This window comes from Ruthenibacterium intestinale, assembly GCF_040096265.1.
Lineage (GTDB): Bacteria > Bacillota > Clostridia > Oscillospirales > Ruminococcaceae > Ruthenibacterium > Ruthenibacterium komagatae.
Map to the genome: position 1 here is coordinate 1 of NZ_JBBMFA010000081.1, position 22725 is coordinate 22725.

The 22725-nt window shown below is 50.7% G+C and carries 22 protein-coding genes; 21 read left to right on the top strand and 1 reads right to left on the bottom strand.

Annotation, left to right across the window (positions count from 1 at the left end; translation table 11 throughout):
* The 21 genes from WMO24_RS15835 to WMO24_RS06575 form a co-directional block, all read left to right on the top strand.
* Nucleotides 1-193 (top strand): hypothetical protein (locus tag WMO24_RS15835; RefSeq protein WP_435413812.1); only part of this gene is annotated, 193 nt, incomplete at its 5' end.
* Nucleotides 190-585: a replication initiator protein A gene (locus tag WMO24_RS06480; RefSeq protein ID WP_002575861.1), complete on the top strand. Its 396-nt coding sequence runs from the start codon at nucleotides 190-192 to the stop codon at nucleotides 583-585. The genes WMO24_RS15835 and WMO24_RS06480, both read left to right, overlap by 4 nt.
* 173 nt (nucleotides 586-758) lie before the next feature.
* On the top strand, nucleotides 759-1703 hold the full coding sequence (gene mobV / locus WMO24_RS06485; protein ID WP_002575862.1) for a MobV family relaxase: 945 nt from the start codon (nucleotides 759-761) through the stop codon (nucleotides 1701-1703).
* 4 nt (nucleotides 1704-1707) lie between these two features.
* Nucleotides 1708-1899, top strand: coding sequence for a hypothetical protein (locus tag WMO24_RS06490; RefSeq protein WP_321118048.1), 192 nt, complete (start codon nucleotides 1708-1710; stop codon nucleotides 1897-1899).
* Between the two features lie 94 nt (nucleotides 1900-1993).
* A complete protein-coding gene (locus WMO24_RS06495) occupies nucleotides 1994-3505 on the top strand; it encodes a recombinase family protein (RefSeq protein WP_002575864.1) in 1512 nt (503 codons plus the stop codon).
* Between the two features lie 185 nt (nucleotides 3506-3690).
* On the top strand, nucleotides 3691-4482 hold the full coding sequence (locus WMO24_RS06500; RefSeq protein ID WP_349215514.1) for a carbohydrate ABC transporter permease: 792 nt from the start codon (nucleotides 3691-3693) through the stop codon (nucleotides 4480-4482).
* Between the two features lie 18 nt (nucleotides 4483-4500).
* On the top strand, nucleotides 4501-5067 hold the full coding sequence (locus WMO24_RS06505; RefSeq protein ID WP_349215515.1) for a GNAT family N-acetyltransferase: 567 nt from the start codon (nucleotides 4501-4503) through the stop codon (nucleotides 5065-5067).
* Between the two features lie 96 nt (nucleotides 5068-5163).
* Nucleotides 5164-6057, top strand: coding sequence for an N-acetylmuramic acid 6-phosphate etherase (gene murQ, locus WMO24_RS06510; RefSeq protein WP_349215516.1), 894 nt, complete (start codon nucleotides 5164-5166; stop codon nucleotides 6055-6057).
* 13 nt (nucleotides 6058-6070) lie between these two features.
* A complete protein-coding gene (locus WMO24_RS06515) occupies nucleotides 6071-7000 on the top strand; it encodes a BadF/BadG/BcrA/BcrD ATPase family protein (RefSeq protein ID WP_349215517.1) in 930 nt (309 codons plus the stop codon).
* 45 nt (nucleotides 7001-7045) lie between these two features.
* Entirely contained in the window at nucleotides 7046-8908 is a 1863-nt protein-coding gene (locus tag WMO24_RS06520) for a beta-N-acetylhexosaminidase (protein ID WP_349215519.1), read from the top strand.
* Between the two features lie 313 nt (nucleotides 8909-9221).
* Nucleotides 9222-11489, top strand: coding sequence for an alpha-N-acetylglucosaminidase TIM-barrel domain-containing protein (locus WMO24_RS06525; RefSeq protein WP_349215520.1), 2268 nt, complete (start codon nucleotides 9222-9224; stop codon nucleotides 11487-11489).
* A 104-nt stretch (nucleotides 11490-11593) separates the two neighbouring features.
* Nucleotides 11594-12712 (top strand): substrate-binding domain-containing protein, encoded by a 1119-nt coding sequence (locus WMO24_RS06530; protein WP_349215522.1) that lies wholly within the window; start codon nucleotides 11594-11596, stop codon nucleotides 12710-12712.
* Nucleotides 12713-12731: 19 nt separating this feature from the next.
* Nucleotides 12732-13778: a hypothetical protein gene (locus tag WMO24_RS06535; RefSeq protein ID WP_349215524.1), complete on the top strand. Its 1047-nt coding sequence runs from the start codon at nucleotides 12732-12734 to the stop codon at nucleotides 13776-13778.
* A 23-nt stretch (nucleotides 13779-13801) separates the two neighbouring features.
* Nucleotides 13802-14551 carry a sugar isomerase domain-containing protein gene (locus WMO24_RS06540; protein ID WP_349215525.1) on the top strand — a complete coding sequence of 250 codons (750 nt, stop codon included), beginning with the start codon at nucleotides 13802-13804 and terminating at the stop codon, nucleotides 14549-14551.
* A 57-nt stretch (nucleotides 14552-14608) separates the two neighbouring features.
* Entirely contained in the window at nucleotides 14609-15325 is a 717-nt protein-coding gene (locus WMO24_RS06545) for a hypothetical protein (protein ID WP_349215526.1), read from the top strand.
* 19 nt (nucleotides 15326-15344) lie between these two features.
* Nucleotides 15345-16424 (top strand): Gfo/Idh/MocA family protein, encoded by a 1080-nt coding sequence (locus WMO24_RS06550; protein ID WP_349215527.1) that lies wholly within the window; start codon nucleotides 15345-15347, stop codon nucleotides 16422-16424.
* Between the two features lie 38 nt (nucleotides 16425-16462).
* Complete coding sequence (locus tag WMO24_RS06555; RefSeq protein WP_349215528.1) at nucleotides 16463-17194, top strand: SIS domain-containing protein; 732 nt, start codon at nucleotides 16463-16465, stop codon at nucleotides 17192-17194.
* A 10-nt stretch (nucleotides 17195-17204) separates the two neighbouring features.
* Nucleotides 17205-18140: a ribokinase gene (locus tag WMO24_RS06560; RefSeq protein ID WP_349215530.1), complete on the top strand. Its 936-nt coding sequence runs from the start codon at nucleotides 17205-17207 to the stop codon at nucleotides 18138-18140.
* Nucleotides 18141-18259: 119 nt separating this feature from the next.
* On the top strand, nucleotides 18260-19492 hold the full coding sequence (locus tag WMO24_RS06565; protein ID WP_349215532.1) for an AGE family epimerase/isomerase: 1233 nt from the start codon (nucleotides 18260-18262) through the stop codon (nucleotides 19490-19492).
* A 39-nt stretch (nucleotides 19493-19531) separates the two neighbouring features.
* Nucleotides 19532-21091 (top strand): FAD-dependent oxidoreductase, encoded by a 1560-nt coding sequence (locus tag WMO24_RS06570; RefSeq protein WP_349215533.1) that lies wholly within the window; start codon nucleotides 19532-19534, stop codon nucleotides 21089-21091.
* 79 nt (nucleotides 21092-21170) lie between these two features.
* A complete protein-coding gene (locus tag WMO24_RS06575) occupies nucleotides 21171-22154 on the top strand; it encodes a DUF4434 domain-containing protein (RefSeq protein ID WP_349215534.1) in 984 nt (327 codons plus the stop codon).
* Nucleotides 22155-22318: 164 nt separating this feature from the next.
* Here WMO24_RS06575 and WMO24_RS06580 read toward each other — a convergent pair whose 3' ends face one another.
* Nucleotides 22319-22702, bottom strand: a complete 384-nt coding sequence (locus WMO24_RS06580; protein WP_349215535.1) for a helix-turn-helix transcriptional regulator — start codon at nucleotides 22700-22702, stop codon at nucleotides 22319-22321.
* Nucleotides 22703-22725: the final 23 nt, after the last annotated feature.

The following is a 22725-nucleotide window of genomic DNA, read 5'->3' on the forward strand; positions in this document are numbered from 1 at the left end:
CCGGACTGCGCCGCCAGAGTTCACAGGCGGCAGAAAACAGAAAGTGAACGGAAAAGGAGGTCTGCTGTGGACAGTTAAGAGCGGGAAAAGCCTTGATTTGCAAGGCTCCGCAAGCCCTCAACCGGGGCGGCTGGTATCATTTATCATTCGCCCCGGAAAACGGGCCTCTAACCGTCCACAAAACACGCTATGACAAACACGATTTATATTCACCAGCCGGAAAAGGCGTTCAGTTTCACCCGGCTCCCCAATTTCCTTTTTGAAGCACCCACATTCCAGCCCTTGAGCAACGAAGCGAAGGTGCTGTATGCCTTTGTCCTGCGCCGGGCGGAGTTGTCCCGGAAGAACGGCTGGGCGGACGAGTACGGGCGGGTCTACCTGTACTACCCCATCTGCGAGGTGGTCGCTTTGCTCCGCTGCGGGCGGCAGAAAGCGGTCAACACCCTGCGGGAGTTGCAGTATGCGGGGCTGGTGGAAATCCAGAAACAGGGCTGTGGAAAACCCAACCGCATTTACCCGAAATCCTATGAAGCGGTTCCAAACACCGACTTCAAGAAATCCGGTTATGGTACGCCGGAGGGCTGAAAACCGTACTTGGCGAGTACGAAAATCAATCCTCTTGAAGTACGGAAATCTGACGGTATATAGAAATACAGAGATTAAAACCATCTATTTACATTCATTCCATTCCAATCCTATCAGAGATATTTTCGGCGGGAAAACCCGCCGGAAAGGAATGGAATGGGGAAAGGAGTTCAATGGCACAACACGCAATTTTGCGATTTGAGAAGCACAAGGGCCACCCGGCGGGGCCGCTGGAAGCCCACCATGAACGGAAAAAGGAGCAGTACGCCAGCAACCCGGACATTGACACCAGCCGGAGCAAGTACAATTTCCACATCGTCAAGCCGGATGGCCGCTACTACCATTTCATTCAGAGCCGCATCGAGCAGGCCAGATGCCGCACCCGCAAGGACAGCACTCGGTTTGTGGACACGCTGATTACCGCCAGCCCGGAGTTTTTCAAGGGCAAGTCCCCAAAGGAGATAGCGGCCTACTTCCAGAGGGCGGCGGACTTCCTCATTGACCGGGTGGGCCGGGAGAACATCGTTTCGGCTATGGTACACATGGATGAAAAAACGCCCCATCTGCACTTGGTCTTTGTGCCGCTGACAAAGGACAACCGCCTGTGCGCCAAAGAAATTATCGGCAACCGGGCCAATCTGACGAAGTGGCAGGACGATTTTCACGCCTGTATGGTGGAGCAGTACCCCGACCTGGAGCGTGGGGAAAGCGCCAGCAAGACGGGCCGGAAGCATATCCCCACCCGGCTGTTCAAACAGGCGGTCAACCTCTCCAAACAGGCGAGGGCCATTGAAGCGGTTCTCTCCGGCATTACCCCGCTGAACGCCGGAAAGAAGAAAGAGGAAGCCCTCTCCATGCTGAAAAAGTGGTTTCCGCAGATGGAGAACTTCTCCGGGCAACTGAAAAAATACAAGGTCACAATCAATGACTTGTTAGCGGAAAATGAAAAGCTGGAAGTCAGGGCAAAGGCCAGCGAAAAAGGCAAGATGAATGACACGATGGAACGGGCGAAGTTAAAAAGCGAACTGGACGATATGCGGCGGCTGGTTGACCGTATCCCGCCGGAGATTTTAGCGGAACTGAAACGGCAACAGCGGCAGCATGGAAAGGAAAGGTGATCTTATAAGTAATATCAGATACAAAAAGGAAATCGAAATCGTGACTTTTCAGGGAAAGGAAATCACACTGGAAAATCTCTCCCCGGTGTTCACGCCGGAACAGGAAGCAGCCAAACGCCGGGAACTGGAACAGCAGCTTTATGAGGTGTTCCGCAAGTACGCCGACAAGCGGGAGAGTGAGGAAGCCGGGACATAAGGTTTTCCAAACCCATCATTGATTTGCGGGGCTGCTGGCGGTATAATAGAACTGTCAGCAGCTCCGTTTCTTTTTTAAGAAAAGGAGCGACAATATGAACAATCGGATAGACGCAATCTATGCAAGACAATCGGTAGACAAAAAGGACAGCATTTCCATTGAAAGCCAGATTGAATTTTGCAAATACGAGTTGAAAGGCGGTAACTGCAAGGAATACACAGACAAAGGGTACAGCGGCAAGAACACAGACCGTCCGAAGTTTCAAGAACTGGTGCGGGACATCAAGCGGGGCTTGATTGCAAAGGTCGTGGTTTACAAGCTCGACCGTATCAGCCGTTCCATTCTGGACTTTGCCAACATGATGGAGCTGTTCCAGCAGTACAATGTGGAGTTTGTGTCCTCTACGGAAAAGTTTGATACCTCCACGCCGATGGGACGGGCCATGCTGAATATCTGTATCGTGTTCGCCCAGCTTGAACGGGAAACGATACAGAAGCGGGTAACGGACGCTTACTACTCCCGCAGTCAGCGGGGCTTTAAGATGGGCGGGAAAGCCCCTTACGGCTTCCATACGGAGCCTATCAAGATGGACGGTATCAACACAAAGAAGCTGGTGGTAAACCCGGAGGAAGCGGCCAATATCCGGCTGATGTTTGAGATGTACGCCCAGCCCACAACTTCCTACGGGGACATTACCCGGTACTTTGCCGAACAGGGGATTTTGTTCCATGGCAAAGAGCTGATACGCCCCACGCTGGCGCAGATGTTACGCAATCCTGTCTATGTGCAGGCAGACCTTGATGTGTACGAATTTTTCAAAAGTCAAGGTACAGTCATTGTCAATGACGTTGCCGATTTTACGGGCATGAACGGCTGCTATCTGTATCAAGGGCGAGATGTAAAGGCCAGCAAGAAAAACGACTTAAAAGACCAAATGCTGGTACTGGCTCCCCATGAGGGTATCGTCCCCTCCGACACCTGGCTGACCTGCCGCAAGAAGCTGATGAACAACATGAAAATCCAGTCTGCCCGGAAAGCCACCCACACATGGCTGGCAGGAAAAATCAAGTGCGGGAATTGCGGGTATGCTCTTATGAGTATCTACAATCCCTCCGGCAAACAGTATCTCCGCTGCACGAAACGGCTGGACAATAAAAGCTGTCCTGGCTGTGGGAAAATCATCACTTCGGAACTGGAAGCGGTTGTTTATCAGCAGATGGTAAAGAAGCTGGCAAGCTACAAGACGCTGACAGGAAAAAAGAAAGCGGCAAAGGCAAACCCGAAAATCACCGCCCTGCAAGTGGAACTTGCCCATGTAGACAGCGAGATTGAAAAGCTGGTGGACAGTCTGACGGGGGCAAACAATGTCCTGTTCTCCTATGTGAATGTGAAGATAGCGGAACTGGACGGGCGCAAGCAGGAACTTCTGGCAAGGATAGCGGAGTTGACTGTGGAGGCCATCAGCCCGGAACAGGTCAGCCAGATTTCCGGCTACCTCGATACCTGGGAGAATGTATCTTTTGATGACAAGCGGCGTGTGGTGGATTTGATGATCACCACCATAGCCGCCACAAGCGACAGCTTGAACATCACATGGAAAATCTGACTGGCGGCACCCCTCCCGTCAGATACCTACCCTGTGTAGTCCCTTGTAAACTGTACTTTACAGAGAACCAAATCAACTACGATGTGGAGTAAATCATACAGAAAGGAAATGGGACAATGAAAGTTGCGACAAGACAAAATTCCTGGGGAAGAACGTCCAAAAGGGTCAAAAGACTTTTTGCTTACATGGTTATGATCCTTTTTTCGCTTATTTTCTTCATGCCGCTTTACTGGATGGTAACCACTGCGCTGAAGGACCCGACGGTAATTTTTTTGAACCCGCCGCAGATGATTCCCCTCGATCCCCAGTGGGGGAATTTTAAGGAAGTATTTCGGCGCATGCCGGTACTCACCGAGACGCTCAATACTTTGATCGTGTCCATTCTTCCGGTGATCGGCGAACTGTTTTCTGCGCCGATGGTCGCGTATTCTCTGACGAAGATTCCCTGGAAGGGCGGAAAGTACATTTTCCCTGTCATTTTGGCTACAATGATGATTCCGTGGCAGGTTACGCAGATCCCGATGTTCAGCACCTGGAGTCGACTGGGTCTGGTGAATACGTTTGTTCCTCTGGTTCTGCCCGCGTTTTTTGGCGGCGCATATTATGTTTACCTAATGCGGCAGTTTATCAAAGGTCTGCCGGACAGCGTGGTTGAGGCGGCGCGCATCGACGGTGCCGGTGAACTGCAGATCCTTTATCGCATTGTATACCCCATGTGCAAACCGGTTTTGACTACGATCAGCGTTCTGATTTTCATGTCCAGTTGGAACGATTTGAACGGCCCGCTGCTTTATCTGCAGGACAGCTCGAAATATACGCTCTCCATTGGTCTGCAGATGTTTGCGGCAGGCTCCAGAAACGAATGGGCGTTGCTGATGGCATCCAGTACGGTTGTTACCATCCCGTTGATCCTTCTGTTCTTTGTTGCACAAAAACAGATCCTCAGCGGAATCGCCGTTACTTCGGGCCTGAAATAAACAAATCGTTTTGCGGAGATGGTTTTGTGCGTGTGTTCGCGCAAAACCATCTCGCAGCGACCGGGAAAAACGAAGAAAGAGGTGTTTTCCATGCAGAATATGCTGGTGGATTTATTAGCATTGCCGGATTCCCGTCCGGTTTATGAGGAATTGAAAAGCAAGGGAATTGTAATACGCCGCGCTCTGGCACCGGACAAGAAATTGGTGTGCGATTTCGTCCGCAGAACCTTCAGTGAATGTGCGGTCGGTGAAGCAGAAGCTTCCTTTGCGCGGAAACCTGTCAGCCTTTTTATCGCTACCGAACAGGAGCGACTGGTGGGTTTTGCCTGCTATGAGGCGACTGCGCCGGATTTCTTTGGCCCTACTGCGGTGGAGAAAGACCATCGGGGCATGGGAATTGGAAAGGCACTTCTGCTGCGAAGCATGGAGGCCATGCGAGATGAACTGGGATATGTTTACGCCATCATAGGTGGAGTGGGGCCGATTCCGTTTTACGAAAAAAGTGTGGGTGCAAGGGTGATCCCCAACAGTGATCCGAGCATTTACAGAGATTTTATGACACCCAAACAAAAAGAGAAACCATAATCCGGTGCAACCGGTTTGAGAATGGTTGCGGACCGAGGAAAAACGCAGGCACCTGGGATGCCTGCAGAATGATAAACCGAAATAGCGGAGGTAGACATGCCGGACCTGAATCAGTTGATTACCGAAAGCGTGAATCCGGACACCGTTCGGATCGACGAGTGCTCTACGGAAGAAATGTTATATATGATCAACCGGGAGGACTGCAAAGTAGCGCCTGCAGTGCGGGAGCAGATTCCGCAGATCGCAAAAGCAGTCGATTTGATTTACCAGGCAATGCGGAAAGGTGGCCGGCTTTTCTATGTGGGGGCCGGTACTTCCGGAAGACTGGGCTTTTTGGATGCCTTTGAATGTCCCCCTACGTATGGAGTTGATCCGCAGCTTGTTCAGGCTTGTGTGGCAGGCGGTGATCTGTACCGGGAGTCCGAAGGATGCGAAGACAATGCCCAGGAAGGCGCGGCACTGATTTCGGAGCGGGGTGTGACCGAACGGGACGTGGTAGTTGGCATCAGTGCCAGCGGAAGTGCAGCCTATGTGGTCAGCGCTTTGAGAGCAGCGAGAAAAGTCGGCGTCGGTACCGTTGGGCTTACCAACAATCAGAACAATGGGTTTGAACAGGAGTGCGACGTCTGTATTGCGCCGGTCTGTGGTCCGGAAGTGATCAGTGGTTCCACGCGCATGAAAGCAGGTACTTCCCAGAAGCTGGTATTGAACATGTTGACGACCGCCGTTATGGTCCGGCTGGGAAAGGTCTATGGGAATCGAATGGTAGATGTGCAGGTGACCAATCAAAAACTGGTGCATCGTTCGATTCGTATGATTGCTGAAATTACCGGCGTGTCGGAGCCTGATGCGGAAACATGGCTGAACAGGACCAATGGAAATGTAAAACAAGCGATTTTCTGCATTTTGTCGGGGAAGGACCCGAAAACAGCGCAACGATGCCTGGAAAAAAATCATGGCGTCTTAAAGGATGCTTTGAAACATTTATGAAAAGGGCGAAACAATGGGCAGGTATGTGATTGGAATCGACGGTGGCGGAACCGCGGCAAAAGGCTTGACCGTCAGTGAAACAGGTGAAATTCTCTGCCGGTTTCAGGGCGGAACAACCAATTATAATGGGGCAGTCAAAGCACAGGTGGACCGCAATATGCGTGAACTGCTGCGCAGTGCGCAGGGAAGCTGTTCAGCGGCGGACTGTCAGGCCATTTGTATCGGCAGTGCGGGCGTCAATAATTCAGTTGCTGCTGCTTTTTTGAGACAGGCAGTGCGTGAAGCCGGGTTTACCTGTCCGCTTCAAATTGTTGCAGATTCAGTGACTGCGCATGCCGGTGCACTGGATGGGAACGCGGGAATTGTTTTGATTGCGGGGACCGGCTCCATCTGTTTTGCTCAAAGGGAAACCGGTGAACAGTTGCAGATTGGCGGCAATGGTCACCTCATCGATGATGGCGGCAGCGGTTATGATCTTTCCATACAGATGTTGCGGGCGGTTGTTAAGGCCCAGGATGGAAGGGCGCCTGCAACCATTTTACAGGATTTGGTGCTGGAGCATTTGAAGCTTGCGGATGTAAGTTTTTTGATCGACTGGCTGTACGATGAAAAACGCACCAAAAAGGAAATTGCTGCGCTGGCTGTCTCGCTGGACAGGGCTTTACAGCACCAGGATCAGGCTGCACAGAAAATTGTGCAGAATGCGGCAGCCTCGCTGGCTGAGCTGGCATTGCCGGCAATCTCTTTTTTGAATGGCCGCGCGGCGCTTGCGCTCTCAGGAAGTGTTCTGAAGAAGAACGCGGCTGTACGCGATTCACTGATACACTGTTTGAGAGAACGTTATCCTGAAGAAGATCAGCTCGTGCTGATCTCCCCGAAACATGAAGCAGATTACGGTGCGGTGCTGTTGGCAAAACGCCTCGCTCACCGCAATATCCCTTGACCTAAGACAGGCCAAACATTAGAAATACGGAAGGAGAAGGTGTCAATGAAACAGGTGAAGATCTTTCCAGAGCGTATTCCCGAGGATTTGAAAGCTGGCCTGTATGAGATTGCGGAACACGAGGGGTTCTGCCTTTGTGAGGAAGGGGTCCGCATTACAGCCGAGCCGGGAGAGCATTTTGAGGTTTGCGGAAAAAATCATACCCTGAATGTCCGTTATCAAAAGCGTGCGCAGTTTTTCCGCGCCCTGTCTTACCTGAAAGAAGCGGAAGATTTTGAAATGAATCAGCAGCCGGTATTTCAGCACAATGGTGCAATGCTGGACTGTTCGCGGAATGCGGTATTAACGCCGCAGACCTTTCGGCTGATGCTGCGAAAGATGGCCTTGATGGGATTGGATACGGCCATGCTGTATACGGAGGATACCTATGAACTTCCGGGGCATCCCTATTTTGGCTATCTTCGTGGAAGATATACGCAGCAGGAACTTCGTGACTTGGATCAGTACGCCGCCAGCCTCGGCATAGAACTGATTCCCTGCATACAGACGCTGGGCCATTTGGAACGTGCGCTTCACTGGCCCCAAATCGACTCTGATTTGCGGGACACGGCGGATATCTTAATGGTTGGCGAAGAAAAGGTCTATGTGCTGATCGATCAGATGCTACGCTTTGCCGCGGAAACCTTTCAGACCCAAAACATCCATATTGGAATGGATGAAGCGTGGACGCTGGGGCTTGGAAATTATCGGTTTAAACACGGCATTACACCGGCTGAAAAACTGATGAAGCAGCATTTGAGCCGTGTGCATGAGATTGCCAAAAAGTATTCTCTGAAGCCGATGATGTGGAGCGATATGTATTTCCGCACCATCTCTACAACAGGTTCTTACTACGATGTGCCGGGCGAGATACCGCAGAACATCATCGATGCTGCCGATGAGGAGATCCCGCTTGTTTATTGGGATTACTACCACGAAGATCCGGCTTTTTACGATCGTTTTGTTCGTTTGCACACTGCATTTCACTCCCCGTTGGCTTTTGCCGGCGGTGTTTGGACGTGGATCGGACCGGCACCGGCCATGGACAAAATGATTCGAGTCACCCTGCCGGCGCTTCAGAAATGCGCAGAGTATGGCATTCGGAGAGTATTTGCAACCGCCTGGGGAGATGACGGCGCAGAGACAAACCTTCTGACGGCTCTTTACGGGCTACAGGTTTTTGCGGAGTTTGATTATTCTCAAAACGACTGCCTTGCCCATTTGGCCGCACGGTTTGAAGCATGTACCGGAGAAAAAGCGGATGCTTTTGCTCATTTGTCGGATTTCAACAATCTGCCCGGCACGCTTCCGAAAACCAATGATCCGGTAAATGCCGCGAAGTTTTTACTGTATGAGGATCCTCTGTTGCCCTTGTTTGACGCGGACATAAACGGTAGGGATTTTTCGGGCCATTATTATGCGTTGCAAAAGCAGTATGCCGCTTTCCACAGTGATGAACCGTGCTTTGAAGCGCTGTACCGTTTTTATGAAGTGCTTGCGGAACTGCTTGCTGCCCGGTGTGCGTGGAGAATTGTTGCGCCTTCGGCCCAAAAGAATTCGCCGGTGGCGGCACAAGCCGCAGACTCCGCGAAGCACATTGCGGAGCTGTACAGAAAATGCAAAGCGGTGTGGCAGAAATTGTGGGAACAGACAAATCGCCCATATGGCTTTGAAATCATTGATGTGAGACTCTCCGGTGCGGCGGGGCGATTTGAGACCGCTGCTGAGCAGATGCGGCGTTTGGCAAGAGGGGAAATTGATCAGATTGAAACACTTTCCTGCCCAAAGCTGCCCTATGTCACGGATGAGAGCGGACGATTCAGCGGTTGCTATGCATGGAACCAGTGCATTTCTGCCTGTCGTATCTAAGTGTGTTTGAATTTGTGTAAAAATACATTTTTGGATGTGTATTTTACATTATATCGATAAATTTTCATTGAAAAACATCTCCAAATGCTGTTATATAAGCAGTTGCTTGTTGTTATAAAATAACATAATACTGTTGAAAAAACATTATCGTACATTATAATAAATGGTGTAGAATAGTGTTTTGAAGAGGCGAAACAACTATATATAGTGACAAAATGACATTAAAACGTTAAAATTCTTCAAAAATACTTTCCGCACAGGCCTTGAATGTTTAAACGCATTTTGAAATGAAAAGTAGAGCAGAGGTATGAATATGCTGAAAATCATTATGCCGGAAGGAACGGAGAGCGCGTATAGAATTGCAGCTCAAATCTTTCAGGATCTGTATCGTTCCGTCACAGGAATATGCTTGCCGATCGAGAAGGCAAACGCGGCAGAACCGCAGGATGATATGGTGGTGATTGGCGATACGGATGTAAATGCGTTATCAAGGTATGCCTATTTGGAAGGATGGCTTCCGGAAAGCGGAGTGGCACCCGGAACAGACGGATACGCAATGACCTCTGTGGAACGGAACGGCTGTTCGCTGCTTTTTTTGCGTGGTGGCAGGGGACGGAGCACGCTGTATGCGGTTTATGACTTTTTCGAGCGCCGGGCAGGATGCCGCTATTTTTGGGATGGCGATGTGATTTTGCACCGAACGGAACTTTCCATTGGGGACCTGGATGTGCTGGAAAAGCCGGACTTTTCTTTGCGGGGAATCCGCTACTTTGCACACCGGGGCCTGCATCGTTTTCAAGCGGAACATTGGGGGTTGGAAGACTGGAAAAAAGAAATTGACTGGCTTGTAAAGCGCCGGTTGAACATGTTCATGCTGCGCATTGGCATTGACGATTTGTTCCAAAAGGCATTCCCCGACACGGTGGAATATCCGTCGGCGCAAGGGGAGCTTCCGGAAGTGGGAGAGGGCTATGATGCCCGCACACTTTTTTGGTCGCTGCAATACCGCGGGTGGCTGCGCCGTCAGGTTTTGAACTATGCGTTTGAACGGGATCTGCTGCATCCGGAGGACTGCGGCACAATGACGCACTGGTACAGCAGAACGCCGGTTTCGTTTTTGGAGAAAACAAATCCGCAGTTTATTCCGCAGATATCGAATGTTTACAACCAGCCAACCGGGCGCGTCTGGGATATTCGTGAAGACGAAAATATGGACCGTTATTTTCAACTGACCAGGACGCACGTTGAACAATACGGGCAGCCGCGGCTGTTTCATACCATCGGTTTGGCGGAAAGAATGTGTTCTGCGGACCGGGACGTGAATATGCGCTTTAAGAAAATGGCGTATGAGCGCATTTTGTCACGGGTTGAACGAGAGTGGCCAGGGGCGCCGGTTTTGATTGCAAGCTGGGATTTTGTGATGAACTGGTATCCGGATGAAGTCAGGGAGCTGTTGAAAACACTGGACCCGAAACGGCACATTGCTTTCGATTACACAGCGGATTCCTGCGATGCGGAAAACAATTACAAAACATGGGGCTTTTATCAAAAATATCCATGGATCTTCGGTATTTTCCACGCATTTGAACCGTGCAGTGATATACGAGGCAATTATCAGGAGCTGTCGTGGAGACTGGATGAGGCCAGAAATGACTTTATGTGTCAGGGGCTCGTATTCTGGCCGGAATTGTCCCATTCCGATACGCTGATGTTGGAATTCTTTTCGCGCAGCGCCTGGTCGAAAGTGGACGATGACACCTTCTTGGAGAATTTTTGCCGCAGCCGTTATGGCCAGACAATGGATTTGTACCCGGCATGGATCGCTTTATGGCCGATGCTGCCGCTTCGGGTTTGGACACTGAACCGGGAAGAGGCTATTGAAGATATCCATCAGGAATATTTCTTTGATGTGCTGGGATGTGAAAGGCTGCGCCGTTGGACACCGCAGGTCCTTGCCAATTTGGAAAAAGAGGCAAAACAGCTGCCCCGGCTGCTGGCGCAAACGGCAAAGGTTTTGGATGCCTTGGCACAGGCGGAGTTTGACAGAACCGCGTTTCATCGGCGCGACAGCGTGGACATTGCTCGAACAGCGTTGGGAAGAACGGCCAACGCCATGTTGCTTTGGATCATCTGTCACGCGGCCCGTGGAGAATGGAACGAGGAACTGAGTGAGTCCTATCAACAGTTGCTGAACTTTTTGTGTGATGTTTTGGATACGCATCCGGATTATTCGCAAAGCAGATCTCTGGAACTTCTGCGTGCGGAATGTCCGGTCAACGACCGGTTTGAAATTTCATTCAAAAAGAATCTGGCAAACAGCTACAGCCGCGGATATGCCAGCGAGTTTATGCGGTGGCTCTGCATCCCCGAAAATCAGCTGTTCTTTGCGTGGCTCAAAAAAAGCGCATCGGCAGGATGTCCGGCGAACGATGCTGAGTTGATGGCAGCCGGGAAAACGGCTTTTCAGAATTATCTGAAAAAGCCTTTGCGGGAGATGGAACCGGTGTTTCAACCGCTTCACCGTGAGACGCTGAAAAAGGCGGCACATTGCCTGAGCGCACTTGCGGACAGTATGGAATAATAGATGCTTAAAAAATATGACAGGTCAATGAAACAGGATGTTGTGATTTCCTGATCCTCATATACATAACAGATGACGCTGTGTATCAAAGGAGAAAACGGATTATGAACATAGAAGAAAATATGATTTTAAAAAACATGTCTCGCACGGCACAGGTTCAGTACACCATTCAGACAGAGATTTTAAAAAAGGTGTACGGCGAGTCGGGTGCTCCATTTTTGACCACGCGGGAATTGGCAAAACGATATTCTGTTTCGGTCGTGACTGCGCAGCACATCATGGTTTCACTTCGGGACGAAGGATACATTAAGTTGTGCGGTAAAAAGTACTTTTTGGACTATGCCAAACATGAACAGCACTTGGAAGAGCGGACGCATGTGATTGGCGTACTGCTTCCCAATATCAGCAACGAATTTTATGCTGCGGTGGCCAGAACGATTCGGCTCATGGCTGAAAAGAGAGACTATCAGGTGGTTGTGATGGACACCAATTATTCCTGTGCGCAGGAACGCCGGTGCATGAAGCTGATGCAGCAGTACGGGGTGACAGGTGTGTTGCTTGCTCCGTGTGTTTCATCTGAAAATAAAAAGTTTTTCTACGACTATCCCATTCCCTGCATGCTGCTGTCACATGCGATTGATGGAAGCAACCGTTCTTCTGTGCAGATTAACAGTTTTCCTGCGATGGATAAAATCGTTCGGCATCTGTTGAAGGAGGGGTTCCGGAATTTCTTGTACCTGGGAACAGAGCAGATCAATCTTTTGGAAGATGATCGTTATTTGGGCTTTTCCACCAGCCTGCAGCGAGAAGGCTATACGCTGGATACCGAAAACATTTTCCAAATGCCGGCAGATCTGTCGGCCGGGCATGAGCGGCTGGCGGAACTGCTGAAGCGTGCACCGAAACCGGTTGCCGCATTTTGTTATCATGATCAGATTGCCGTGGAACTGTACAAAGTTTGCAGGCAGCTGAACATGAGGATCCCCGAAGATGTGGGCATTGTCGGATTTGACGACCTGCCAATGACGACATGCATTGTTCCGCCGCTCACAACGGTACGCTATCGCATTCCTACCATGGTGGAAATTGCGCTGGATCAGCTTTTGAAAGAAGCCGAAACAGGCGTACATGTTTGCGACAATTATTATGTGGAGCCCACATTGATTACAAGAGAAAGCACGGCACTGTCGAAAAAAAGCAATCCGCATTCTACAGAAAAATAAATGAAAGAAGGAAAGAAGGATGGCAATTAAACATACCGGCGTAAGTTATTACGGCCTCAACTATGCCGAGCATGCAGAGCAGGATTTTGAAGAAATGGTGCAGCATGGCTGTGACACCGTGATTTTGGCGATTACCGAATTTGATATGGATTTCTGGTTTCCCAACATTGAATCCATCGTTCAGTGTGCCCACAAAGTCGGTTTGAGAGTGCTTGCCGATCTCTGGGGAATCGGCAAGTATTTTGGCGGAGAACCGGTCAGCCTGTTTTTGCAGAACAATATCCATCACCGGCAGGTTTCGGCTTTTACAGGGGAAGTTTTACCCAATGTATGCTTTAATACCAATTCGTTCCGGGATTATTTCAAAGACCTTTGCCTGAAGCTTGCAAAAAACACAAGTGTGGATGGTTTCTTCTGGGATGAACCGCATTATGCACTGCCGAAAAGCTATGCCTCCATTACAGGTGGAGCGGGAGATGACTGGGCCTGCCGTTGCCCGGAATGCATGGAAAAATTTAAGCGCTATTACGGATACGAAATGCCGCGCATCATGAACAGCGATGTGAAGCAGTTCCGCTGGAGAGAAGCATTGACTACTCTGTCGGAAACAAGCAAGGCGCTGAAAGAGTACAACCCCGATCTGGAAATCACCTGCTGCGTACACGCGACTATCAATACTTATTATGTTACCGAGCAGCGTGGCTACGACAATTGGGACATGGTGGCGGCGTGCCCCTATTTTGATGTTTTTGCAAGCACCATTATCAATTGGGAATTGCCGGAAAGCTTTTTCAGGGATGTGACGGAAAGAACCGTGGCAATGGCCCGCAAGTATGGGAAAGAATCCGAACGCTGGCTGATGGGCTATAACAAGCGCCCGGAAGACTGGAAACAAATTGACCGAATCGTGGACCTTTACGAAAATCTGGGAGTGGACCGCCTGTCCACCTGGACTTACCGCGGCGGTTACGGAACCTCGGTAGCCGCGCCGGACCCGCTGCAGCTGTGGGACCATATCGGAGAGAATTACCGGCGCGTCATGAGCAGGTCGGGGGCGGCTCGATAAAAGCTGCGGACAAGGAGAGTTCTATGCTTCAGCAGGAATATGTCCAAAAAGTATGTGAACGCATCAATTGGATCGCACAGACGGAAAAGGAGCCGATTCGGCAGGCAGCGGGCCTGTTGGCAGATGCGATCTGCCGTGATCGGCTGATTTACGTATTTGGCGCGGGCGGGCATACTTCTTTGGCAGTGGGAGAAATGTTCTTTCGTGTGGGCGGTCTGGCAAATATTTATCCGATTTGCGAGCATGGCCTCAGCGCTTTAAGCTGCGCGCGAACCTTTCTTGCGCTGGAGAGATGCAAAGGTCTTGGCGGTTCGTTGATCGAGGCATCCGGACTCGGAAAAGATGACGTTCTGCTTGTGATCCATACGATCGGCGTGAATGCGAGTTGCATCGATGCAGCACTTAAAGCAAAAGAATTGGGCGCGAATGTCATTGGGATTGCCAGTTCCCATTGGCAGGACGAGACGCCGCAAGGTGCGGTGATACGCCATGAGAGCGGAAAAAATTTAAGGGATGTCGCGGACATTTTCGTCGACGATGGAAACACGGTTGCGGACGCAGTTCTCAACAAGCCGGCGCTGAAAACTCCGGTAGGGCCCGTTTCGGGAATCGGCACCTTTGCTTTGTGCCGAATCATGGAACTGGAAGCGATCGATATCTGTCTGGAACGGGGAATAGAACCGCCTATATGGAACAACGCCAATACCCCGCGGGGAACACAGCAGAATGAACGGCTTTTAGCGCGCTTTTCGCCAAGAATACCGGCCCTTTGAGCGTTACGGAAATCATCAGAGATCATTTTTTTCTCAGTAGAACAGGAGTGAGTTTTTATGAATCTGCAGCAATGCGAGGAAAAACTGCAGCTGCTCATGCGGAAATATGGGGTGGAGGCTTCTTCTCGCCCGAAACTGATGCAGCGCGACGGGATTTTCTACCTGGAAGAACAGGACGGGGAGATTCCGTTGCTGCCCTGGCGGCAGGAGCGCCGCTTTACCGAGATGCATGCCTTGAAAAACAGCGGACGGGCAGGAGTGCCCACGGTTCTCCGCAGCCAGCGGCTGGTGGAGCGAAACCGGCCGCTGGCTGCGGAACTGTTGCGTGAACTGGACCTGTGCCAGTGGTTGATGGACAGCACGGTAAAATCTGTCTGCGCATTCAGCGGCGGAACGGCATGGAACATCATTGTAACGCTGGAAAGTCAGGCGGTTTGCACCATTGAGCTCGCCTGTGCACTGGAGGGCGGTCAGCCGATGATCGACCGGCATGAAATCAATACCCGGCGCGGAGTGATTTGCGATCGTGTGGTAGACACACAGTTGCCGCAGTCTTCTCTTTATGTGTTTACTTCCCAAGGCAGACAGGAGTTCAACGATCTGGATTTCGAACTTTACGGATTGATGCCGGAAGAAGTCAGTCTGGTCCGGGAGGCCTTTGTGGTGCTGCGCGATTCCCAGCAGGAAGAGCGCAGAAATGCTTTCGCGCAGCTGAAAGAGCTGGAAAAGTTGGTTTATCGTTCTGCAGAGCAGGCGCACTGCCTTGCGATGTGAACGGAAAGGAAGGTTAACTATGGATCAGCCAATTAAAATTGCTTTACTTTCGCTGAACCACGGCCACACGCGGAAGTACTACGAGGTTCTGCGGGAGAATCCCAAACTGGAGTTTGTGGCGGCCAGTGCGGCCGATTTGAATACAAAGGAACTGTTTAAGAAGACGGTCCCGGGTGTGCCGGTGTATGACAGCGATGAAGAACTGTTTGACAAGCACCCGGAAATTCAGGCAGCCATTTTGGCTTCGCCCAATTGCGACCACCTTCGTCAGATGCGCCTGTGCGCGGAACGCGGTATTCATATTCTTTCCATGAAAATTCCCACCTTCGATATGGCGGAATACGATGAAATGATTCGTTTGGTGGAGCAGGCGGGAATCGTCTGCCAGGTGGAGCTGGAACTGCATTACAATCCGGTCATGCAGCGCATCAAGGATCTGGAATCACAAAATTCCATTGGAACACTTCTCAGTTTTACAGCAACAAATATCACGCTTTCCCCGGTGTGGGCTTTCCCCTGGCAGGGCGATCCGGCGCAGAGCTTTGGTAAGCGCGTGCCCTTGCGTGACGGCGACGATCGTTTCTGCGGCGGCGCCCTGTGCGATCATCCGCACATTTTTGATATGATTCGCTGGGTCACGCACAGTGAGTTTGATACCATTTATGCACAGGTGGCGCCGAATCTGCGCCCGGATCTGGAAGAAGAGGACATGCTTTCCGTGATCGGCCGGATGAAAAACGGCGTGACTTTCTCGCTGGATCCTTCTTGGTCGCGTATGGAAGAACGCATTCCTGTTCCGGGGCCCGGCTGGGAAGTGTTCCCCAAGCGTATGCAGGTCGACATGACCTTGGTTGGCGATCAGGGAGTGCTTTCGGCCGATTTGTTTGGCCCGAACATTTATCACAATGCCGGACCGGATGACCGCTATCTTGTTCAGTATACTTATTTTGACGAGTGGGTCGGCTTGATCGATGAATTTGTGGACTGCATTGAAAATCACAAGGAGCCAACTATCAATCTGAAATGGCACCAGAACACCATTCGCGCCATGTTGGCTTGTTATAACAGCATTCGTACAGGGCAGCCGGTGAAATTGTAAACACTCCAATTGAAATTCGGATGTTTTGGGAGATCAATATGCTTTATCAGGAATATTATCATAAGGTTCTTCAGGTGCTGGATCATGCGATTGGCGATCAGGCAGAGAAGCTGCAGAAAACAGCGGCACTTGTGGCAGACACCCTTGCTGCCGATGGACTGATTTATCTGTTTGGCTGCGGTCATTCGCATATTGTTGCGGAAGACTTGTTTTATCGGGCGGGTGGTCTTGCACCTGTTTACCCGATTTTGGATTCGGCGCTCATGCTCCACGATGGAGCGGTAAAAAGCAGCTGCCTGGAACGGATGTGCGGGCTGGCGGACCCTTTGTTTAAGCGGTTCCCCATTACGCAGCGCGATATCCTTTTTGTGGTCTCCACTTCAGGTATCAATTCAGTGCCCATCGAGATGGCCAGGTGCGCACAGGAAAAAGGGATAACTGTTGTGACTGTTGTGTCACAAGCATATGCGCAGGACACTTCCCGTCACCCATCCGGAAAGAAACTGAGCGATTTTGCCGATATCGTATTGGACAATGGCGTCTGTCATGGCGATGCGGCAGTGGAAATTGGAACAAGCGGAATTCATGTGGGGCCGATTTCGACGATCTCTGCCTGCACGATCATGCAGGCGATTGTGGTGCAGGCTTCTCAGATGCTCTGGGAAAAGGGCGTGGAACCGCCTGTATATGTGAGCGGAAATGTGCAAGGCGGAATGGAAAAGAATATGGATCTGATTGAGCGCTATCGTTCCCGAATTCGCTTTCTGTGAGGTGAGAGCCATGGAAACCAAGAATGTGGCCAAGGTAGGAGTCATTGGACTCACGGGGCAGACGGCTTTTTTTCAGCTGCATGCATTGCCCCGACCGGGAGAGACTGTGATTAGTCGTCGGCTTTCTTATGAGCCGGGCGGAAAGGGGCATAATCAGGCGGTGGCCTGTGCCCGTGCCGGTGCTTTGGTGGTGTTCCTTGCGGCGGTCGGTCAGGATGCATACGCAGAGGAATGCAAAAGACATCTGGAAAAGGAATCGATCGATGTTCTGTTGCAGCAAAAGGCTGTTCCCACTGCTTTTGCCGCAGTTTCTACCCAGGAAAACGGAGAAAATTTTGTTCAGGTTTTCCCCGGCGCTTCACAGCAGCTTCTGCCCGAGGAGATCCTGTCGGAAGAATCGAAAATGCATATGCAGGGATGCAGGTATCTTCTGTTGCAAAATGAACTCTCCGCTGCATGTTTGGAAGCGGCATTCCGGCTGGCCTCGCAGATCGGTGCCGGGGTGATTTTCAATCCTGCTCCCGCCGGTGAATTTTCACCGGAACTGCTGCGCCAGTGTTTTGTAATTACACCCAATGAAGAAGAGGCAAAATGTATCGCGGGCTTCTCCCCGGATCAAGACGTAACAGACGAGGAGCTTTGGAAAGGCCTCTCGCACGCAGGAGCGCCGCGGGCTGTTGTCACGTTAGGCAAAAGTGGCGTGCTGCTTGCGGACGAGAATGGCTGCCGCAGGGTGAGTGCCTTTTGTGCGGGTTCCGCAGTGGATACGGTGGGTGCAGGGGATGTGTTCAACGGTTCGCTGGCAGCAGAACTTGTGCTGGGCGCAGATCTTGCCGCTGCGGTGCAGTATGCGGTGATTGCCTCAGGAATCAGTGTAACCCGTTTTGGAACGGCAGACAGCTGCCCGTTCCGCAAACAGGTTTTAGAACTGGCAAAAAATATGTAATATTGTGCGTTTGACGCGCGCTTGCCTGGTGCAGTCGTTCCCGGCGGAAGCTTACTGTACTTCCCGCCGGACATTGCCCGGTACATTGTTCAGGGTTGCGAAGAAAGAGGGTTTTTAAAATGGAGAAGCAGGTAGAACAGCTGAAAGAATATCAAAGCTGGGCCAAAGATGAGCTGCGGCGTGCCGTGGATTTTTGGCTGAAAAACGGGATGGATCCTGTAAACGGCGGTGTTTACACCTGCCTTGATCGAGAAGGAAAAATTTATTCCACCGATAAGAGTGTGTGGATGCAGGGGCGTTGCGGCTGGATCTTTTCCTATTTATGCCATGTGTATGGAAAAAAGCAGGAGTGGATGGAAGCCGCCCAAAGCTGCCTGGATTTTATGGAAAAATACTGCATCAATCGGGAGGCAGGCAACCGAATGTATTTTACCGTAACGGCAGATGGAAGGCCGCTTCGGCAGCGCCGTTATTGTTTCAGCGAGGGCTTTTACTGCATGGCGAATGCGGAATATTTTGGCCTGACAAATGACAAGCAGTACATTGAACGCGCCCGTGCTGCGTATGAACTGATTTATCAGCTGAACCACAGATTGATTCAGGATCCCACCGGCCTGGGCCCCAAGACGATCCCGACGACCCGAAGTGGACGGTCATTGGCCGATCCCATGATTTATCTGAACATTACATCCATCATGCGCCGCTGTGATCCGGAGAACAAAGCTTTGTATGACCAGCGTGCCGAAGAGTGCTGCAAAGAAATCCTCACGTATCACTATAAACCGGAGCTGGGGTGTCTGTTGGAAACAGTAGGCTTGGACGGAGAGGTGCAGTCTGAATGCACTGCAGGGCGTATGGTGGACCCGGGGCATGATATTGAATGTGCATGGTTTATGTTGGAAGAGGCAAATTATCTGGGCAGTGAGATGCTGCATGCAAAAGCGCAGAATATATTCGATCAGGCGTTTGAACACGGTTGGGACAAAGAATATGAAGGTCTGCTTTACTTTATCGATTGCATGGGAATGCCTCCGGAGGCATATGAGCATGACATGAAGTTGTGGTGGCCGCAGAACGAGTTGATGATTGCGGCAATGATGCTGTACCGTGATTTGGGTGATGAAAAGTATTTGAAGATTTTTGATAAAACGCTGAATTACTGCAAACGTGTATTTTGCGATCCGCAGTATGGCGAGTGGTACGGCTATCTGCGCCGTGATGGAAAGCCGACCATGCCTCCCTGCAAGGGGTCTACGTTTAAAGGACCCTTCCATGTGCTTCGCATGCTCATTATGGTCGACTGCATGATCGACGAGATTCTGAAGCGGGAATCCAGCCGTGCGTCGATGTGAAAGTCCGCAGGGCGTGTTACAAAACAAGGGAAAGAATCGATGTGCAATACTACGTTTGATGTTGCGGTGATCGGCGGCAGTCTGGGGGGCGTTCAGGCCGCGTTGAGTGCTGCGCAGAGCGGAAAAAAAGTCTATCTTTGTGAGGAGACGGATTGGGTCGGTGGCCAGCTCACCAGCCAGGCGGTTCCGCCGGACGAGCACCCCTGGATTGAATCCTGCGGCTGTACACGGCGTTATCGGCAGTATCGAAGCGAAGTGCGGGAATATTATCGGAACCATCCTAAGGCAGACAGCGCGCTTCGCGGAAAAAAGGTCTGCCCGGGCGGTGCCTGGGTTTCCGGCATTGCGCATGAACCTGCGGTAGCGCACAGAATTCTGATGGGCCATTTGGCACCGTACCTTGCATCGGGAGAAATTACCCTGGAACTTCACACCCGCCCGGTGTCGGCAGTTGTGCGAAATAATACCATTGAGAGCGTGCGTGTGCAGAATACTGCCATCCATGTGTATCGTGAGATCCGTGCGAAATTTTTTCTGGATGGTACGGACTGCAGTGATTTGCTGCCCATTGTGGGGGCCCGTTATCGCGTGGGGGCGGAATGCAGGGAGCAGACAGGGGAGCCGCATGCTCCGGAGATCCCCCGTCCGGCGGATATGCAGCCCTGCACTTGGGTTGCCGCTTTGGAACTGTCTGAAGAAAAACAGTTGGAGCCGATGGAAAAGCCGGCACTTTACGAATTGTTTCGCTCTGTCCAGGCACCTTACGCACCGGTACCTTTATTGAGCTGGTATGGACCCGATGCAAGGACCGGCCGGGAAACACGGTTTGCTATGTTTGATGAGGAGGACCCCGTTCACTGCGGTGGATTGTGGAGGTACCGGCGCATCATTGCCAAGGGAGAGTATACGGACAATCGCCCAGAAGTGACATTGTTTAACTGGCCGCAAAACGATTACGGTTTTGGAAATCTTTTCGAAGATCCGAACGCAGAAATCCACCGTACACTGGCACAGCAGTTGACGCTGTGTGCAGTGTATTGGCTGCGCCACGACGCATTGCGTCCGGACGGCGGACACGGATATCCGGTTCGTTTAAGGCCGGACATTATGGGAACAGCATCCGGGCTTGCCAAGGCACCTTATATTCGGGAGTCCAGGCGCATCTGTGCACATCATACAATCTGTGAGCAGGAGATCTCACGGGAATGTTCGAAGGGAATTCTGCATCGCAATGATTCTGTGGGTGTAGGTCACTATGCAATTGACATTCATCCAACAACGCAAAGTCACACATTTTTCTATACGCCGGCGTGGCCGTTTGAAATTCCGTTGTCGGCTATGATTCCGGTTGATTTGAAAAATCTGCTGCCGGCCTGTAAAAATATTGGCTGTACACATTTGACCAATGGCTGTTTTCGGCTTCATCCGGTAGAGTGGAACATCGGCGAGGTGGCAGGACATCTGGCATCTTTTTGCATCGAGAAACGGATGGAGCCTCTGCAGGTTTGGAAAACGCGGCTCGCGGATTTTCAGACATTGCTGGTGGAGCACGGAATCCAGCTTCATTGGGACCCTGCTCAGCTGAAGGGGCTGGGATAGGGATTTGCGGTGCGGGCAGTGGGGCTTCAAATTCATTGCTTGAAAATCCATGATTGATTTGTAAACAGGGGTGATAAAAATGGTTCGTTTGATTTCGGGCAGCTGGTTTGAATTTCAGCATCACAATCAGGCAGAAGGAAAATATTGGAATCCGATTTGTCGTCACTTTTCAGAAGAACAGTGGCGGGAAAAAATTCGGGAGATGCACTCTCTCGGGATGAAATATATTGTTTTGCTGTGTTCCAGTCTTGTGGACGAAGATTTTGCCGAAGCGTATTTCCCGACGGATATCTATCCTCTGGCAAAAGATTTTGTCTGCCAGGATCCCATTGATGCCCTGATGTCAGAAGCAGAAAAGCTGGACATGAAAGTGTTTATGTCGGTTGGATATTATGGCCCATGGAACAAGCCCAGAGAGAATATGGTGAGTCCGAGTGTGACCCAGCGGGCGTTCAAGGCCATGGAGCAGGTCTATGGACGATATGGGAAATACCGCAGTTTTTATGGCTGGTACTATCCGGATGAAAGCTGTATTACAAAATATTTCGATGATAATTTTGCAGCGTATGTCAATCAGTATTCAGCGTTCGGAAAATCGTTCAATTCGAATTTGAAGACCATGATCGCACCTTATGGCACCAATATGCTGTCTGCAGACGATGTTTATGTCCGCCAGCTTGAAACCCTGGATGTGGACATTGTTGCATACCAGGATGAGGTTGGTGTGAGAAAATCCACTCCGGATCAGACCGGACGCTTTTATTCTGCATTAAAAAAGGCGCATGACAAAGCGGGGCGTTCCAAACTGTGGGCGGATGTAGAACTTTTCGAATTTGAAGGAGATGTCTATCATTCTGCATTGTTGCCATCCAACATGGAGCGTCTCAAAAGGCAGCTAGAAGCAGTGTCTTTCTATGTTGAAGAGGTGTTGGGCTATCAGTACATGGGGTTGATGAACCGCCCGGGAACCATCGCTTATTGCGGCCATCCGGATTCCGTTGCGTTTTATGTGCAGTACAAAAAATTTATGGAGCAGCAGGGGAGTGCGTGTAATACATTATAAAGAATCCCTGACGCGTAGAATCAAAAAATCCACAGCACAAAAGTGCTGTGGATTTTTTGATTTTTAGATTTTGGACAGAGCCAGTATTGATAAATAACCCAGTGTGCCACGAGGGCGACGGTTCAGAAATAAAGACGGTTTTTATTGCACGGAGCACAAAAAATTCAGTCCTCCGGTTCAGATCTTGGAAAATCTGCAGGGTTTTGCTTGTAATAACGGGTTCGATATTCAGACGGGCTGAGCCCCGCAATTTTTTTGAACACATTGGAAAAGTATTTTTCGTCTTTAAAGCCGTTTTCGCGGGCAATCTGATAGATTTTTTTCTTGCTGTGCGCCAAATCTTCACTGGCCCGGTCGATGCGATAGCGGTTGAGATAGTCAAGATAGTTCATTCCCACGTGCTTTTTAAACAAAACACTCAAATAGGCCGGGGTGATATGAATGGCGTCGGAAATCTTTTTCAATTCGATGTCCTCATTATAATGCGCTTTGATGTACAGCAATGCTTCCCGAATGACCAGACTTCCTCCAAATTGACTGCGGCACAACTCCGCTGTCTCGCAAGAGAGTT

Bases quoted from the DNA above. Each gene is read 5' to 3' on its own strand.
- WMO24_RS06480 (WP_002575861.1), top strand. From the start codon at position 190: ATGACAAACACGATTTATATTCACCAGCCGGAAAAGGCGTTCAGTTTC.
- mobV (WP_002575862.1), top strand. From the start codon at position 759: ATGGCACAACACGCAATTTTGCGATTTGAGAAGCACAAGGGCCACCCG.
- WMO24_RS06495 (WP_002575864.1), top strand. From the start codon at position 1,994: ATGAACAATCGGATAGACGCAATCTATGCAAGACAATCGGTAGACAAA.
- WMO24_RS06500 (WP_349215514.1), top strand. From the start codon at position 3,691: ATGGTTATGATCCTTTTTTCGCTTATTTTCTTCATGCCGCTTTACTGG.
- WMO24_RS06505 (WP_349215515.1), top strand. From the start codon at position 4,501: ATGGTTTTGTGCGTGTGTTCGCGCAAAACCATCTCGCAGCGACCGGGA.
- murQ (WP_349215516.1), top strand. From the start codon at position 5,164: ATGCCGGACCTGAATCAGTTGATTACCGAAAGCGTGAATCCGGACACC.
- WMO24_RS06515 (WP_349215517.1), top strand. From the start codon at position 6,071: ATGGGCAGGTATGTGATTGGAATCGACGGTGGCGGAACCGCGGCAAAA.
- WMO24_RS06520 (WP_349215519.1), top strand. From the start codon at position 7,046: ATGAAACAGGTGAAGATCTTTCCAGAGCGTATTCCCGAGGATTTGAAA.
- WMO24_RS06525 (WP_349215520.1), top strand. From the start codon at position 9,222: ATGCTGAAAATCATTATGCCGGAAGGAACGGAGAGCGCGTATAGAATT.
- WMO24_RS06530 (WP_349215522.1), top strand. From the start codon at position 11,594: ATGAACATAGAAGAAAATATGATTTTAAAAAACATGTCTCGCACGGCA.
- WMO24_RS06535 (WP_349215524.1), top strand. From the start codon at position 12,732: ATGGCAATTAAACATACCGGCGTAAGTTATTACGGCCTCAACTATGCC.
- WMO24_RS06540 (WP_349215525.1), top strand. From the start codon at position 13,802: ATGCTTCAGCAGGAATATGTCCAAAAAGTATGTGAACGCATCAATTGG.
- WMO24_RS06545 (WP_349215526.1), top strand. From the start codon at position 14,609: ATGAATCTGCAGCAATGCGAGGAAAAACTGCAGCTGCTCATGCGGAAA.
- WMO24_RS06550 (WP_349215527.1), top strand. From the start codon at position 15,345: ATGGATCAGCCAATTAAAATTGCTTTACTTTCGCTGAACCACGGCCAC.
- WMO24_RS06555 (WP_349215528.1), top strand. From the start codon at position 16,463: ATGCTTTATCAGGAATATTATCATAAGGTTCTTCAGGTGCTGGATCAT.
- WMO24_RS06560 (WP_349215530.1), top strand. From the start codon at position 17,205: ATGGAAACCAAGAATGTGGCCAAGGTAGGAGTCATTGGACTCACGGGG.
- WMO24_RS06565 (WP_349215532.1), top strand. From the start codon at position 18,260: ATGGAGAAGCAGGTAGAACAGCTGAAAGAATATCAAAGCTGGGCCAAA.
- WMO24_RS06570 (WP_349215533.1), top strand. From the start codon at position 19,532: ATGTGCAATACTACGTTTGATGTTGCGGTGATCGGCGGCAGTCTGGGG.
- WMO24_RS06575 (WP_349215534.1), top strand. From the start codon at position 21,171: ATGGTTCGTTTGATTTCGGGCAGCTGGTTTGAATTTCAGCATCACAAT.